11 protein-coding genes are annotated in these 16,216 nt (G+C 41.9%); 7 read left to right on the forward strand and 4 right to left on the reverse strand.

The features are described from left to right. The first annotated feature begins 560 nt into the window (after window positions 1–560). Window positions 561–1,376 (forward strand): helix-turn-helix domain-containing protein, encoded by an 816-nt coding sequence (locus tag AC1DQW_RS10705; RefSeq protein ID WP_477454077.1) that lies wholly within the window; start codon window positions 561–563, stop codon window positions 1,374–1,376. Between the two features lie 141 nt (window positions 1,377–1,517). Here the strand turns inward: AC1DQW_RS10705 and AC1DQW_RS10710 are convergent, their stop codons facing one another. Then, window positions 1,518–1,889, reverse strand: coding sequence for a hypothetical protein (locus AC1DQW_RS10710; protein WP_477454078.1), 372 nt, complete (start codon window positions 1,887–1,889; stop codon window positions 1,518–1,520). Between the two features lie 255 nt (window positions 1,890–2,144). On the opposite strand from AC1DQW_RS10710, the gene AC1DQW_RS10715 reads away from it, so the two are divergent. Further along, the gene (locus tag AC1DQW_RS10715; RefSeq protein WP_477454079.1) at window positions 2,145–3,137 is read left to right on the forward strand and encodes an NADP-dependent oxidoreductase; all 993 of its coding nucleotides are present in this window, start codon (window positions 2,145–2,147) and stop codon (window positions 3,135–3,137) included. A 177-nt stretch (window positions 3,138–3,314) separates the two neighbouring features. Here AC1DQW_RS10715 and AC1DQW_RS10720 read toward each other — a convergent pair whose 3' ends face one another. Then, on the reverse strand, window positions 3,315–3,812 hold the full coding sequence (locus AC1DQW_RS10720; RefSeq protein ID WP_477454080.1) for a DUF6155 family protein: 498 nt from the start codon (window positions 3,810–3,812) through the stop codon (window positions 3,315–3,317). 913 nt (window positions 3,813–4,725) lie between these two features. On the opposite strand from AC1DQW_RS10720, the gene AC1DQW_RS10725 reads away from it, so the two are divergent. Then, window positions 4,726–7,428 (forward strand): valine--tRNA ligase, encoded by a 2,703-nt coding sequence (locus AC1DQW_RS10725; protein WP_477454081.1) that lies wholly within the window; start codon window positions 4,726–4,728, stop codon window positions 7,426–7,428. 99 nt (window positions 7,429–7,527) lie between these two features. Beyond that, window positions 7,528–9,336, forward strand: coding sequence for a response regulator (locus AC1DQW_RS10730; RefSeq protein ID WP_477454082.1), 1,809 nt, complete (start codon window positions 7,528–7,530; stop codon window positions 9,334–9,336). A 181-nt stretch (window positions 9,337–9,517) separates the two neighbouring features. Here the strand turns inward: AC1DQW_RS10730 and AC1DQW_RS10735 are convergent, their stop codons facing one another. Continuing rightward, window positions 9,518–9,979 carry a type I restriction enzyme HsdR N-terminal domain-containing protein gene (locus tag AC1DQW_RS10735; RefSeq protein WP_477454174.1) on the reverse strand — a complete coding sequence of 154 codons (462 nt, stop codon included), beginning with the start codon at window positions 9,977–9,979 and terminating at the stop codon, window positions 9,518–9,520. Between the two features lie 348 nt (window positions 9,980–10,327). Between AC1DQW_RS10735 and holA the strand changes: the two genes are divergently transcribed. From holA to AC1DQW_RS10750, 3 genes are all read left to right on the forward strand, one after another. Continuing rightward, window positions 10,328–11,350: a DNA polymerase III subunit delta gene (gene holA / locus AC1DQW_RS10740; protein ID WP_477454083.1), complete on the forward strand. Its 1,023-nt coding sequence runs from the start codon at window positions 10,328–10,330 to the stop codon at window positions 11,348–11,350. 283 nt (window positions 11,351–11,633) lie between these two features. Then, window positions 11,634–12,197, forward strand: a complete 564-nt coding sequence (gene cysC / locus AC1DQW_RS10745) for an adenylyl-sulfate kinase (protein WP_477454084.1) — start codon at window positions 11,634–11,636, stop codon at window positions 12,195–12,197. Window positions 12,198–12,244: 47 nt separating this feature from the next. Beyond that, a complete protein-coding gene (locus AC1DQW_RS10750; protein ID WP_477454085.1) occupies window positions 12,245–13,069 on the forward strand; it encodes a sulfotransferase in 825 nt (274 codons plus the stop codon). An 86-nt stretch (window positions 13,070–13,155) separates the two neighbouring features. On the opposite strand, the gene AC1DQW_RS10755 is transcribed toward AC1DQW_RS10750, so the two are convergent. Beyond that, window positions 13,156–16,092: a PAS domain-containing protein gene (locus AC1DQW_RS10755; protein ID WP_477454086.1), complete on the reverse strand. Its 2,937-nt coding sequence runs from the start codon at window positions 16,090–16,092 to the stop codon at window positions 13,156–13,158. Window positions 16,093–16,216 lie beyond the last annotated feature (124 nt).

Raw genomic sequence — 16,216 nt, forward strand, 5'->3', positions numbered from 1 at the left:
TGAAAACCCTACTTCGTTTTTTCTCCTGCCGGATATCCTGGATATATCGCTATGCAATATTCCTTACATTCTGTTCAAACGCTAAAGGGTAAAAAGAAATGAGGCAGTATCTCTCTCTCAACATACCAATGGGTTGTTTGGGGCAAACTCTGCTCTCATTCCTCCTCACTTTATAATGCAAATTTATTTGCTTATATTATGACAACAAACATAGGAGGGGCAGACGGGCGTAGCCTCGTCGGGGTGAGTCGGCTCGCAGCCATCTGATATACGTCATTCCCCCTTCAGAATTTCCCGAAATTTTACAACTCAGCCCGACGACCTTGAACCCCTTATTAAAAAAGTGAACAGATGTGTCAATTGACAATCTAAACAAAGCAAAATTGACATTCTCAACAAAGCTTGCAGCATTGCTAAAACATAACTTTGTTCTTAATAAACATTAATAATCCATGATATCTCGTTGTTGATAGCATTCGTTTATCAATGAGTATAAAACTATTAACAGGCAATTTACTAACTTAAACACATTTTGTAAGGCACATCAATTATCAACACTAATGGCAAAACAAAACTTCAGCAGATTTACAGACCTTGTGTGGACGGTTACAGAGGAAGGCATTTTTAAAGATGATCTTAGTTTTGAATTCCACTCCTTCGTTTTGATCACTTCCGGGGAAATGAAAGTAATACAGGCAGAGCGGACTTATACATTCGATGCCCAGAGCATGTTGCTTTTCCCAAGAAACCAAATTTCAACTGTAATCAAACAGCCAAAAGATGGCAGGCCTTACCAGGCTGTCGTATTTGGCCTTACGCTCGATAGGCTGAAATCATTTTATGCGAATGAAAAACCAAAATTAACAGCTCCACCCGATAATGCGGTTAGGATATTGAACAAACAGCCACTACTGGAAAGTTTTTTTTCTTCGGTAATGCCCTATCTTGATCTTGAGCACAAACTTCCCGAAAGCTTAGCAAAACTCAAACTGGAAGAGGCGATTCATATCCTTAGATTTGTTGAGCCAGATATTGACAGTGTGCTGGCCGATTTCTCTGAGCCCGGAAAGATAAACCTGGTTGATTTCATGGAAAAGCATTACAAATTCAACATGCCTCTTGATAAATTTGCCTATCTCACAGGTCGTAGCCTTTCAACCTTTATCCGGGATTTTAAGAAGGCTTTCAAGATCACTCCCCAGCGTTGGCTAATAAAGAAGCGATTGGAATTAGCTCATTTTCAGCTTGCTAAAAAAGACAAGAAAGCGGGAGAGGTGTACTTAGAAACCGGATTCGAAAACCTTTCGCATTTTTCCTTCGCCTTCAAGAAGCATTTTGGGTATTCGCCATCTGAAACCGTAGGTAAGCTTGTATAGAATTGGCATAAACTGCTCTTATTAGCGCGAAGGCACTAAAAGCAAAGCTATCGCTATGAAATAATTCCCCTGGTTAAAAGAAGTTATCATAGCGGCGCTCCTACCGCTTTGCTACCGACCTGCAAATGCTGGAAACACTATTTATTTGTTTTTAAATACGTGGTTATATAGGTTAACTTCCGCACCGTTGGCCATTCCTTTCATCAGCGCGAAAATCTCCGGAGAATAATTTCCAAGTAAGTCTAATCTTTTTATTTTCCAATCCACCTTGTATTTATTCATTACCGGTGTAAAAGCCTCCGCGTGTTTTATTAATTCATTCTCGTTGGCATAAGATTCCAGGAAGAGGATATTGAAAGTCTCCGGATCATAATGACATTCATGGATTAAGACTCCGGCTCCTTCATTTGGCACAACGATTTTCGCTTCTGCCATGAATTGTTCAAGTTTTCCCCAATCGTTGGGATTAACAGTGGCGGACATTGTAAGCCGCAGGATAGATTGTTCTGACATATTTCAACTTATTTATGAGGTAAAGGTAGGCTATGCCTCATTTTTTAGTTTTGTTAGGCTTGTCAATTTTATATTGTTCTAAATGTCAATAACTATATCCGTAAATCATATCCGAACCTTTATGAGGCTGATCGGCTATCATCTTATTATCTTACCAAAGGGGATGATCTCGTGACACTCCCAGCAAAGTGAAATTGACATTTTAAACAAAACAAGAGCGCTTTCATGATTCTAACTTTGGTAAAAAATATAATCATGAAAGCTATAGTATTAAAAGAAGTTGGAGGGTCAGAAAACCTGGTACTTGCAGAGGTTCCTGTACCGTCAATTAAAGATAATGAGGTTTTGGTTGGTGTAAAAGCGATAAGCATTAATCCTGTAGATGCATTTGTCCGCAGAAACCAGGCAGCATTGGATATGATCTATGCCCGAAAAGGCGATGAAGAAAATATCATTCTTGGATGGGACGTTGCCGGTGTTGTGACCGAAGCAGGAAAAGCGGTGACAAAATTCAAGACCGGAGATGAAGTTTTTGGCAACTTTAAGTTCATTGGCCAGGCAAATGCCTATGCAGAATTCGTTGCGGCACCAGAAGATGAAATGGTATTGAAACCAGCCAACGTAAGTTTTGAGGAAGCTGCCGGAGCAACAATGGCAGCTTTAACAGCTTGGGTATCGTTAGTGAATTTTGCGAAAATAAAAAAAGGAGATAAGGTTATTATCCATGGTGCATCTGGCGGGGTTGGGCATTACGCGGTACAATTGGCCAAACATTTCGGCGCATATGTAATCGGTGTTGCATCGGGCGCCAACAGAGATTTTGTTTTGGGCCTGGGAGCTGACGAATTCATCGATTATAAAACGCAGGCAGTTGAGGAAATTATTGATGATGCTGATATTGTGCATGATGCGGTTTGGGTAGAGGGAGAAGTAAGTAGCACTGAAGACACCCATCTGGGCCGGTCATTAAAATCAGTCAGGAACGGAGGTAAGTTATCCAGTATAGTAGTATATCCGGATCAGGAGTTCGTCGATAAGGCAAAGGCAGAAAGAGATGTAACAGTTGAGAGAGTATATGTGACACCTAATGAAAGCTATCTGCAAGATCTTGAAAATATTGCCCGCTTATTGTCTTCAGGTGAAATCAAAACGCATGTGTCGCAAGTGCTACCATTAGCGGATATGGCAAAAGCTCACGATATTATCCAGACCAAAAATACGGTTGGGAAAATAATTCTTGTTCCTTAAGAGGCTGTCTAAAAATAAAAACAGACCGTCACGAATACCCACCAGGATTATCCTGGTGGGTACTCGCAATGACGATCACAAGGTGGTTGTGGTATCCATACATGTCATTACTGTTTTTTTCCAACTTGGCTGGTCCGTACTCGTATTACGACCAGTTTTTTATTTTTAAACAGCTTCTTAATAAAAATTGTAAAACGTATCGGAAAGTGCATCGTGAAAACCCCAGCCGATGTTTTCGCTATCAACAAGTAACTGTGATGCCGGTTGTTCAAATTGACTCAATAAGTCTTCTTTTTGGATAAGTTTTAGTGCATTGGCATATGTGCTTACAAGGCTGTTGTAAAAAGGCTCATTTATATCGCCAAAATCATTTGTAAATTGTACACCTGTTTCCACATAAAACAGCATAAGAGATGCCAGCAATTCGGGTGAAGGTCCTAATTTTTTAAATTCACTGATGCATTGTTTCCCTTGCTTAAGGTTGTAGCCGAAGCCACGCTTTGGATAAAAAGACTCGTAAACTTTAACTTTGTATTTTTCAAATAACCCATTTTCATCTGGCTTAAAATAAAAGTCAAGATACTCCTTCACCGTTTTGTTTTTTTTATACAAATCGGCTATTATTTCAATAAGCGCTTTTTTGTCGAGTTTGGTAAGGTCGTTTTTAAGGGCCATTATCGATATTTTTTTACGAGATAAAGTATTCTTTCATTACAAATATATTAAAGACCCCTAACCGGTCAATGCTTTCCCGTTTTTGGGTTGTAAATTTAAAAGCTTTGGTAAGTTGCACGAAAGGGCATGTGCGTATGATTCGACCAGTTGGCGAACGAGGCCGCCCGAGATAAGTCAAAAATTTGAAGTGGGATAAGTGGAAACGGTTTGGCGAATGGTAATGTTAGGTGTGGAGCCCACTACCTTGCTGTGGCAGGTTTATGTTTTACCTTTGGGGATTTAATGCCGTCAACAGCAAAAACATCCGCCAATAAAGGCCAATACGCAAACAGCATAAAGCACTGGAGCTTTAATTAATAAAAAATTTAAAGGTTAATGAAAACTAATATAAAATCCGCAACGGGTAGGGGGGATACCGCTTAACGATTAAACCAGTTTATCACAAAATCCAGCTTTGATCTTTTTAAAATATCAAACCAAAAACGATGTATATGCATTGATTTCATAGCAATTAATGCTTTAGTTACATATAATAACTTTTTAAATGGGAAATTATTGTGGAAGAGTTTGGTTGCGTGGGTCGGGGAGCGAGGTTCGGGTTGTGTGGATCGCGGTTCGGGTTGCGTGTGGCGAGGTGAAAGAGCCGATATTTTAGAGCATTAGGTTTTGAGTTAATAAAGTGGCATCGAATTTCACTTATCGAAATCCCGGCCTAACCATCCCTCTCCCGGAACCCGACCCCCGCTCCCCGCAATCCGAACCCCACAACCCGAACCACACAACCCGAACCCCACAACCCGAACCACACTCCCCGAAACCCGAACCTGGCTCCCCGCAACCCGAACCCAACAACCCGAAACCCGCACCAAAAAAGCCCTTCAACTATTCATACAATTCCTTATTTTTGCGCGTTATGAGTATTGCTAAAACATATTTGCCTAAAGAAACCGAAGATAAATGGTACAGTTACTGGTTAAAGCACGATTTTTTTAAGTCGGTGCCCGATGAGCGCGAGCCCTATACCATAGTCATTCCGCCGCCAAATGTTACCGGGGTTTTGCATATGGGCCATATGTTGAACAATACCATACAGGATGTACTGGTACGCCGCGCCCGCATGAAAGGCAAAAACGCCTGCTGGGTGCCGGGAACCGACCATGCCAGTATAGCCACCGAAGCTAAAGTTGTGGCCATGCTTAAAGAGCGCGGCATCAGCAAAACAGACCTTACCCGCCCCGAGTTTTTAACTTATGCCTGGGAGTGGAAAGAAAAATACGGTGGTATCATCCTCGATCAGCTTAAAAAATTAGGTGCATCATGCGATTGGGACCGCACCAAATTCACTATGGACGAGGAGCTATCCGAAGCCGTTATAGATACCTTTATCCACCTTTACAAAAAAGGCTGGATTTACCGTGGCGTACGCATGGTGAACTGGGATCCGCAGGGAAAAACCGCGGTATCCGATGAAGAAGTTATCCGTAAAGAAGTTAATCAGAAGCTTTATTATATTAAGTATGAAATAGTGAGTAGTGAGTTGTCAGCAGTGAGTGGTGAGTTGTCGGGCGTTAATAACGACGACAGCACTCACCACTCACCACTCACCACTCACTATTTAACGGTAGCAACCACCCGTCCAGAAACCATTATGGCTGATGCGGCTATCTGTATCAACCCAAATGATGAACGGTATTTGCATTTGCACGGTAAAACGGTATTTATCCCGCTCATCTGCCGCGAGATCCCGGTTATTTTGGATGAGTATGTTACCATGGATTTTGGTACCGGCTGTTTAAAGGTAACGCCGGCCCATGATTTGAACGATTATGAACTTGGCCAAAAGCATAACCTGCCGGTTATTGACATTTTAAACGACGACGGTACCCTGAACAACAAAGCGGAAATATTGATTGGTGAAGACCGTTTTATTGCGCGTAAAAAAATTGTCCTGCTGTTGGATGAAGAAGGTGCTTTGGAAAAGGTGGAGGACTATAAATCGCAGATAGGTTTTTCTGAACGTACCGATGCGGTTATTGAGCCAAAGCTATCTATGCAATGGTTTTGCAAAATGAGCGAAATGGCTAAGCCAGCCCTTGATTATGTGTTAAATGGCGAGGTAAAGCTGATTCCCGAAAAGTTTATAAACACCTACCGCCACTGGATGGAGAACGTTAGGGACTGGAACATTAGCCGCCAGTTATGGTGGGGACAGCAGATACCGGCATGGTATTTACCAAACGGCGAGTTTGTTATTGCCAAAAATATTGATGAGGCCTTAGCAGAAGCAAAACTTAAGACTCACAACTCACAACTCACAACTGCCGATTTAACGCAGGACCCGGACGTAGTTGATACCTGGTTCTCGTCATGGTTATGGCCCATATCTGTTTTCGACGGGTTTAAGGACCCCGACAACGCCGATATCAACTATTATTATCCAACAAACGACCTGGTAACTGCCCCCGAGATCCTGTTTTTTTGGGTAGCGAGGATGATTATGGCCGGGCACGAGTTTAGGGGGCAGGCGCCCTTTAAAAACGTTTACCTTACCGGTATAGTAAGGGATAAGCTGGGTCGTAAAATGTCGAAATCGTTAGGTAACTCTCCCGATCCGCTGGATTTGATAGAACAATACGGTGCCGACGGTGTAAGGGTAGGTATGCTGCTTTGCTCGCCCGCCGGCAACGATTTGATGTTTGATGTAAGCTACTGCGAGCAGGGCCGTAATTTTGCCAATAAAATATGGAACGCTTTTAAACTGATAAAAGGGTGGGAAGTTGATGCAAGCCTGGCAAACCCCAACCAGATAGCTATTGAATGGTTTGGCAGCAGGTTTAACCAGGCGCTGGGCGAGATAGAAGACAACTTTGCGCAGTACCGCTTATCAGAGGCATTAATGGCCACCTACAAGCTGGTTTGGGACGATTTTTGCGCCTGGTACCTTGAAATGATAAAGCCTGCTTACCAGCAGCCAATTGATAAAGATACCTATACAGCAACAGTTGGGTATTTTGAAAATATACTAAAGGTTTTACACCCGTTTATGCCTTTCCTTACCGAGGAATTGTGGCATGATGAATTATTGGGAGAACGCGGAGAAAAGGATTGTTGTATTGTTGCCCAATTGCCAAGCATTGGGGAAATAAATACTCAGCTGATTAATGAGGTGGAGATTGTTCAGCTTGTACTTACACAAATCAGGAACATTCGTAACACAAAACAGATCTCGCCTAAAGAGGCGCTTGAACTGTTTTACAAGTCAAATTCGGGAGTAAATTATCAGCAATACCAGGCCATTATATCCAAACTGGGTAATATAAGCCAGTTTAGCGAGGTTGATGATAAGGTTACAGGAGCAGTTAATTTTATTGCTTCAACCGATGAGTTTTTTATTCCCTTAAGCCAAAACCTCGATCCGGTGGCAGAGTGCGCCAGGCTGGGGAAAGAGAAAGAATATCTTTTAGGGTTCCTGAAATCGGTAGATGCAAAGCTTGGTAATGAGCGTTTTATGAACAATGCCAAGCCCGAAATTATTGAAATTGAACAAAGGAAAAAAGCTGATGCCGAGGCTAAACTGGGTATTATTGAACAAAATTTGATTGATTTGGCTTGTTAATTGTATGGTTAACCGACTGTGAGGGCAATAATGCTTAAAAGGCGACAGTAACGTTTATGCCTTTTAAAGCATCCTGCATTAACAGCTTTGTAGTTAATCATGAGTAAAGGAGTAAACTTTTTTAACTTTTCAATTTATAAAATTTTATCAAAGGAGCAGTCTTTTCTTGATCAGGCACGTATTCGACTGCTTTTTTACGGTTTTCCACTTGTATTTATAGCTTTAGGCGCTGTTTTAATGAGCGTTTATTTCGAGCGGCAAATGATGCTGGCCTATACCGTTGCCGCACTAATGGTGTGCATAGCTGTATTATTTAAATTTTTGACTTACCGGCCCAACTGGCGTTTAATTTCGCATTTACTGCTCAGCGCCGGTACTATAGTTAATGCCAGTATTGTTTTTTTAACCGTTCAAAGCGTAAACATAGTTGCTATACAGGTAATCATAATGGTTATTGTGTTTAGCTATTACATGCTTGGCCAAAAGGCGGGGCTGGTTTATTCTTTATTGAACACAGTGCCGGTACTTGCCTTCATGGTTATTGAATTTACCAGGGGTTATGTGATAGGCATAAAGCCCGATAAGATAGATCAATCAACCATTATTATTACGCTGTTTGCCAATTTTATACTGCTGATATTTATTCACAGCCAGTTTTATACAGCCTTTTTAAAAAATATAAAACAACTTAAAGATAGCAGCGACGAACACGAGGCCCTTAACTCCAGGCTTGAAACAGCAATTGAAAAGGCCGAAAAATCAACTCACGTCAAAACCGAATTTCTTGCAACCATGTCGCATGAAATTCGTACGCCGCTTAATGCCGTTATAGGAATGAGCAACCTGCTGCTGATGAGCGATCCGCGGAACGACCAGGTGGAAAACCTGGAGATACTAAAGTTTTCGGCAAATAACCTGCTTACCATTGTTAACGATGTGCTTGATTTTAACAAGATAGAATCGGGTAAGGTTGTTTTTGAAAACACCCGTTTTAACCTGTCCGAACTGATGAACAATACTTGCGGCGCCCAGATGATAAAGGCTGCAGAAAAAGGTTTGAAGTTTGAAATGGGGGTTGATTGTTTACTAAATGATAAAGTGATTTTTGGCGATCCTACACGCATTGCCCAAATTATTTATAACCTGGTTAGTAATGCGATAAAATTTACATCAAAAGGGAATGTTTTGGTTAAGGCTACTTGTTTTGAAGACCGGCATAATACTGTTATCGTCAAATTTTTGATAAAAGACACTGGCATTGGTATCGAAGAACATAACCTTAACAGCATATTTGAGCCATTTACGCAGGAATCATTAACCACCACCCGTCAATATGGTGGCACGGGTTTGGGCCTGGCCATTGTAAAAAGATTGCTTGATTTGCAGGGCCTGCACATGGATGTTAAAAGTGAGATGGGTGTAGGTTCCGAGTTTTCGTTTTTGATGGAGTTCCCGGTATCAACAGAACCGGTTGTTAAAAAAGCAATCCCCTCATCAATAAAGATCAACGAAAAAGGCGCCGGGGTATCAAGTATAAGGGTACTTATTGCCGAAGATAACATTGTAAATGTTATGCTGATGAAAAAGCTGTTATCAAAATGGCATATTATACCAACCATTGCCGAAAACGGTGTACAGGCTATTGAGATGATGCAATATGGCAATTTTGATATTATACTGATGGATTTGCAAATGCCGGTTATGAATGGTTTTGACGCCACCCTGGAGATCAGGAAAATGGCCGATCCAAAAAAATCAAATATCCCTATTATAGCGCTTACAGCTTCGGCTTTGTTTGATCTTAAGGAAAAAATTTATGAAGCAGGCATGAACGATTATGTATCCAAACCATTTAAGCCCGATGAACTGCTGGCCAAAATTCAAACCCTGGTGGCAGTAGCTTCATAGGTATTTGCCACCCAGAAAAATACTGGAAAAAACAATAATGACGTCTTGGTTTTTGAACCCAACAACAACCACGTCATTGCGAGGTACGAAGCAATCCCAAACTGTGCCGATCGAATTTGCAAGGCTGCTCTGTAAGTAGGGGATTGCTTCGTACCTCGCAATGACGTGGGATATACGTGCATTAAACAGGTTTGCTGTATGCCGGCAACTCTTCTATAAACTTGTATTCTCTTTTCTCCAGGTCGATATTGCAATAGTAGTGCTGCAGGCCGTTACTTACTGCCAGCAGTGATACCTTGTGTACCATGTTATAGCGGGCTACCTGGTCGAAGGTTTTTTGATCAATAGTTACTGATGGAGCCTTGCACTCTACAATTAATATCCGTTTCCCCTCGCTGTTAAACACCACAATATCCGTACGTTTTTGCAGTCCGTTGAGCTTAAGGCCGCCTTCGAGCCTGATAAGCGACCGCGGATAGTTTTTTTGCCTGATAAGGTATTGCACAAAATGCTGCCTTACCCATTCTTCGGGTGTGAGGATGATTGTTTTTTTACGGATCTCGTCAAACAAAGACAGCTGACCGTTCTCGTCGCTTATTTTAAATGGGTAGGGAGGAAGGTTAAGCGGAGGTAAATTCAAAATTCAAAATTAAAAAGTCAAAATTAAAAAGGAATATCTGAAACATCAGCCAGGTTTTGAACTTTAGTTTCAACATTTACCATAAAAGACCGGCTTTGCGGGCTGGAATTTTTAATTTTGATAAATAAAACAAACCGTCATTGCGAGGTACGAAGCAATCCCCGACTTACAGAGAAGCTTTGCAAATCCGATCTGCATAGTTTGGGATTGCTTCGTACCTCGCAATGACGGTCGGTTTATTTATTTTGACAGATTCGCAGGTTCAAAAACTATAAAAACATTAATAAATAAATTTTTAATAGCTTCTAAAGGTCATTTTTGACTTTTGAATTTTTACTTTTGACTTAAAAGATGACCGCAGCCGAGATTTTAAAAGATATCAAGAACCATAAATACAAGCCCCTGTATCTGCTGCATGGCGAAGAGCCTTATTTTATCGACCTGGTAAGTAATCATATCGAGCATCACCTGCTTCCGGATGCCGAGAAAGGCTTTAATCAAACTGTTTTATACGGTAAGGATACCGATATGATGACCGTGCTTAATGCCGCCAAACGCTACCCCATGATGGCCGATTACCAGGTTGTGATGGTAAAGGAAGCCCAGGACATGAAATGGGGTAAGGATGATGACGGCAAAAAAGGCATCGACCCGTTATTGAGCTATCTTGAAAAGCCATTGGCAAGCACCATACTGGTTTTTTGCTACAAGTACGGCAAGTTTGATAAACGGAAAAAAACGTATAAAGCCATTGAGAAAAGCGGGCTTATATTTGAGTCGGCCCCTTTATATGATAGCAAGATTCCTGCCTGGATTGAAGGGTTCATAAGCGATAAAGGATATAAAATAAACCAGCAGGCTTCGGCTATGTTGGCTGAGTATTTGGGCAATGATCTTTCAAAAATTTCAAATGAACTCGAAAAACTGATGCTGAATGTAACTGCCGGGCAGGAGATAAGCCTGAAACTTATTCAGGATAACATCGGCATAAGTAAGGAGTACAATGTATTTGAGCTGCAAACTGCGATAAGCAAAAAAGATGCTTTTAAGGCTAACCAGATTATTAATTATTTTGAGGCTAACCCCAAGGCCAACCCAATAGTACTGGTGCTGGGTAACCTGAATAACTTTTTTAGCAAGGTGCTGGCTTATCATTATGTAAAAGATAAATCGCAACAAAACGTTGCCCGCGAGTTGGGGGTTAACCCTTATTTTGTAAAAGATTATGAACTGGCCGGTCGTAATTATAGCTATCCGAAAACTATGCAGGTTATCAGTTACCTGCGCGAGTACGATTTGAAAAGTAAAGGGGTTGAATCAAACGCCCCTCACGGCGAACTCATGAAGGAACTGATGTTTAAAATATTGCATTAACAACAGGGCAAACCAGCCCGGATGATCCCAAAAACAAGTAACATTTTTGTTAGGTGTATCATTTTTATACTTTTATACGTAGCGCTGTCATTTAACTCAAAAACGCCCTTTACAGCTCAATTTAAGGGTTTTTTTACCTCTCTCGACTTGATTGTTAACTTATTTGTAAAGAACTCTTTACAATGTAACATAATTTAACCCCTGATTTAATCGTTATGTTCATTAAACGAAAGCAACCTGCAGTGCTTTCCGGTCATGGTAATAAAACATAAATTATTAAATTATGATACTACTTTTCTGCGGATTATCGGGAGCCGGTAAAACAACATTGGCTAAAAATGTTGCTATCGAACTAAACGACCTGGGCATAAGAACGGAGATAATTGATGGCGATGAATATCGCAACGAAATTTGCCGCGACCTGGGATTTAGTAAAGCCGACAGGTACGAAAACATACGGCGTTTGGGCTTTGTGGCCAGCCGGTTTTCGGCACACGGAATAGTTACTATAGTGAGCGCCATAAATCCTTACGATGAGTTGCGCCGCGAACTGGCCGAAAAGTATGAGCATGTAAACATTGTTCACATTGATTGTCCTGTTAGTAAACTGATTAGCCGGGATACAAAAGGGTTGTACAAAAAAGCCTTTTTACCAGATGGACATCCCGATAAGCTAACCAACCTTACCGGCATCAACGCCCAGTTTGATGTGCCCCATGATCCGGATTTGTATATAAATACAAGTAAAAGTACCATAGCACAAAGCACCTCGTCTCTATTGTACTTTATCCTGAATAATCTTCACCCTGTTGAAAAGGCTCAGCATAAAATGGCCGGCAAAGTTTAAACTTATCGGTCACATTATTGTTTATGTTATTTGCCCCACTGTAATTTATGCAAAAAAGAACGCTCATTATTGCCGGTATGCATCGCTCTGGCACCTCGCTTATTACCCATTGGCTTTCCAAATGCGGTATGCAGCTGGGTGAAAGACTGGCTTTGCCAAATCATGGAAACGTGGAGGGGCACTTTGAAGATGTAGAGTTTTTAAAAGTACATGAAGAGATCCTTGCCAATCATCAGCTTCCAATTTCGGGTTTAACAGATGAACATGTTTCCTTTTCAATTTACGAGCGGGAAAAAGTGAAAAGCATTATTAACGTTAAGCAGCGGTTATATGATCAATGGGGATGGAAAGATCCCCGTACATGCCTGTTCCTTGATGTTTATAAAGAGTTGCTCCCGGATGCCTGCTATCTTATCATTCTGCGCGACTACCAGTCGGTAATCAGCTCGTTACTGAGGCGCGAGTTCAGGTATGTTGATAATAAATACCTGGCCCGTAAATATTTATCACGACTTGCATGGCTAAAATTCAGGCGAAGCCGGAGACTTGAGGAATTTTGTCATACTTACGCCCAGGAATTTTTAAAAATCTGGATCACCTACAACCGGGATATACTAAATTGTATTAAAAAATTAAGCCGCGATGCTTTCATAGTGGTTAATTATTCGATGTTAAATAAAGAGGATGCCAACGTTTTTGCGCACCTTAAAAATAACTGGAATTTTTCGTTAAAATATTTCAGGTTCAAGGATGTATTTAAAGAAGGCATGATAGGTAAGGATGTTGATATTGAGCCCTACATTGCCGATAAATCATTAATTGCGACTGCAAAGCAACTCCAGGCAGAGCTTAAGGGGTATATGATTGATTAAACCCCCTAACCGGCGGGTCGTACCGTTCGCCAACTGGTCGGGATCGGTACCCCACATGCAAAGTTTCCCACAAGAGCCGTTTGCTGCTACTTGCTATCTATCCATTTTATCGCCGGCTCCACATCGTTAAAAAAACGGAAAACGATTTTGCCAACCAGGGTATCCACGCTTTTCCGGGCAGATAGCTGGCTGAAAACACTTGGCGAATTAATCCAGGCGAAGTACCTTAATCCCGATTTTTCCATAGCCGGGAACCATTCGTTATTGCTCCAGTCTGCCGCTTCAGACCAATTACCAAGTACATGAATGTTGTTATTAAGTACGCTGTGAACTTTGTTTTTTTTCAGCATATCCAGCATGCGAAGGCATCCCTTTTGTATCGATTCCAGGTTTTGAAAACCGGTCCAGTCGGCATCTATGCGGTTACGCGGCTGGTTATAAGTAAGGGTGATTGTGCTGTCCTGGTAGTAACGGTCGCCATCTATTACGGGTTCAGTTTTTTTGGCGGGGTCAAGCATCAGCCTGAAAAAGAAGGTTGAGCCTTCACCGGGTACGCTTTCTATCCAGAAACTGCCATGGTGTCTTTTCAGGATTTCGGCGGATATAAAAAGGCCCAGACCTAAACCCTCAAAACGCATGGCGGTATTATCAACCCGGTAATAACGATCAAACAGGCGCATCAGGTTTTTTTCCTCAATGCCGATACCAAAGTCCTGAACAGATACAATGAGGCTGTTATCGGTATGCAGGGTACAATTCACTATCACCCTGTCGGCCTCGGGCGAGTATTTGATGGCGTTGCTAAGGAAATTATTCACCACCTGTTCCAGCCGGAAACGATCGCCGGTGTAGGTTACATCATCGGCTTTTTCCAGAATGATCTGATGCGATGTTGTTGCCTGCTGAACACTTTCTATACTATCTTTAAGCATCTCCAGGAAACTGAAGGGTTCCATGTTATAAGCGATTTTACCGGCATTGATGCGGGTAACGTCCAAGAGGTTATTGATCAGCTTTTCCAGCCGCAGTACATGCGCTGCCGACTTTTGGACAAAGCTGTTGAGCTTTTGCGCATCAGTTGTTCGCTGCATCAGCTGGTTAAATGCTTTAATGCTGGTAAGCGGTGTTTTTAACTCATGGCTGGCTATTGACAGAAACTCATCCTTCTTTTGTTCGTTATGCTTTTGCATCTCGATATTGGTATTGGTACCCAGCCATAGCCTTACCTGGCCATTTTCTACCAGTGGCACAGCCCTCACCAAATGCCATATATATTGCCCGTTATAAAATTTAAGGCGAAACTCAACCATAAATTCATCAGCGTTTTGCAAAGCTGCCTTCCATTTTTGCGAACTGATAAGCCTGTCATCGGGATGGATAAATTCCTGTAAACTGCGGCCCAATATCTCCTCCATGCTTTGGCCAAAGTCGTCGCATACAACTTCGTTCACATAATCAAGGTAACCATCTGGGCGGGCCGTCCAAACCTGTTGTGGCATTGCATTCAGTAAAAAGCGGAAACGCTGATCGTTCTCCTTTTCTTTTTGCCGGGTAAGTATAGTCTCGGTCATCTCAAAAGCAAAGCCCAAAATTCCATCAACAGTGCCATCAGCATCGTATCTTGCCTGGTAAATAAACGTAAAGTAGCGGTCTTCAAGCGGGCCGTTAACAGTTCGTGCCAGCGGTACTAATAGCTCTTTACCTTCAAATGTATTGCCGGTGTAGTAAACATTTTTTAAAATATCTATAATAGGGGTGCCTGCCAGTTCGGGCAAAGCTTCTATAATAGGTTTGGCAAACAGATCCCGGCCCGGGAAAAGCTGCTGGTACGCCGGGTTTACCAGTTCAAATACCATTTCGGGGCCGTCGAGTACGCAAATGCCGGTAGGTACCTGCATAAAAAATCTTTTCAGCCTGTCGCGCTGACTGGCCGCTGCGGCCTGGGCATTAAAAAGTTCAATATTGCGTAATTCCACCCGTTCTTCCAACTCGTCATTTAGCTTAAGCACATCTTGCTGCGACTGGAACAACTCTTCGTTGGCGGCGCTTAGTTCCTCATTTGCTGATCTTATCTCCTCGTTGGTTGCCTGTATCTCTTCGTTGGCATTTGCCAGGTCCAAATTTGCAGTCAATAAGTCCTGCTTGTTTTGTTCATGGCGATTTTTTGCCAAAACAAGGTCGGTTATTTCGTATTTAAAACTTAAAACAGATACTATTTTGCCACTCTCGTCTCTAAGGGCCTGGTAAAACACGTTGAAATAATGATTTTGTATTGGTCCGCCCGGTTCCTTGGCCAGCGGGATACAAATCTCGTTGCCTGTAAAGGTTTCGCCGGTTTTGTAAACATGCTGCAGGGCATCAAAAATTGGCTGTCCGCCTACTTCGGGCAAAACGTCTAACAAGGGCTTACCTAATACTTCGCGGTTTGGAAAAAGCTCATTTTTATACCGCGGGTTTATGAAATCATAAACCAGGTTGGGGCCGGTGACTATGGCTATCTGCGCGGGAATCTCCTCCAAAAGCTTTTCCATTTGCCTGCTCAAATTTGGGGCTTTTGCGGCGGCAGTTATTTCTTTTTCCAGACTTTGCTTTAAATTCCGCTCGGTAATTACCTGTTGGGTAACATCCTCTGTATAATGAATGATGTAGCTCATATCGCCCTCGGCATCAAACACCGGGGTATGTGCGGTATTCCAGTAACGTTCTTCCATTTGCGAAGGATCGGCTGCGTTGGGTATATCAAATCGCATTATGGGCAACTGATGCGGCTGCCCGGTTTCTAATACTTTATTAAGCGAAAAGCAAATGCCTCCATCTTCAGATGACCAGTCGGGAATTTTAGGAAAAACATCAAAAAGGTATTGCTCTGCCAGCGCCAGCCTTGTTTTGCCTGTTAGCTTTAAATAGGCATTGCTGGCTGTGAGAATAAATAGTTCTGGCGAAAGAATAAGGTAGGGTTGAGGTAACGTCTCAAAAACCCTTAACATTTCCGGAGGTAAAGCAGAACTATGTTTTAAAGCCATTTAAGCTGTAGAAAGATGGATGCAACAATACTAAACGGATAATGTTATTATAGGGGAAAATGTTTTAAAAAAAATTAATTACTGGTTATGGTTTGAGTAATTTAACTAATTGCCTCATCTTTAC

The organism is Mucilaginibacter sp. P5_A4 (assembly GCF_056400605.1).

Coding starts and splice junctions, on each gene's coding strand:
- AC1DQW_RS10730 (WP_477454082.1), top strand. CDS start 7,528: ATGAGTAAAGGAGTAAACTTTTTTAACTTTTCAATTTATAAAATTTTA.
- AC1DQW_RS10715 (WP_477454079.1), top strand. CDS start 2,145: ATGAAAGCTATAGTATTAAAAGAAGTTGGAGGGTCAGAAAACCTGGTA.
- AC1DQW_RS10725 (WP_477454081.1), top strand. CDS start 4,726: ATGAGTATTGCTAAAACATATTTGCCTAAAGAAACCGAAGATAAATGG.
- AC1DQW_RS10755 (WP_477454086.1), bottom strand. CDS start 16,092: ATGGCTTTAAAACATAGTTCTGCTTTACCTCCGGAAATGTTAAGGGTT.
- cysC (WP_477454084.1), top strand. CDS start 11,634: ATGATACTACTTTTCTGCGGATTATCGGGAGCCGGTAAAACAACATTG.
- AC1DQW_RS10710 (WP_477454078.1), bottom strand. CDS start 1,889: ATGTCAGAACAATCTATCCTGCGGCTTACAATGTCCGCCACTGTTAAT.
- AC1DQW_RS10750 (WP_477454085.1), top strand. CDS start 12,245: ATGCAAAAAAGAACGCTCATTATTGCCGGTATGCATCGCTCTGGCACC.
- AC1DQW_RS10720 (WP_477454080.1), bottom strand. CDS start 3,812: ATGGCCCTTAAAAACGACCTTACCAAACTCGACAAAAAAGCGCTTATT.
- AC1DQW_RS10705 (WP_477454077.1), top strand. CDS start 561: ATGGCAAAACAAAACTTCAGCAGATTTACAGACCTTGTGTGGACGGTT.
- holA (WP_477454083.1), top strand. CDS start 10,328: ATGACCGCAGCCGAGATTTTAAAAGATATCAAGAACCATAAATACAAG.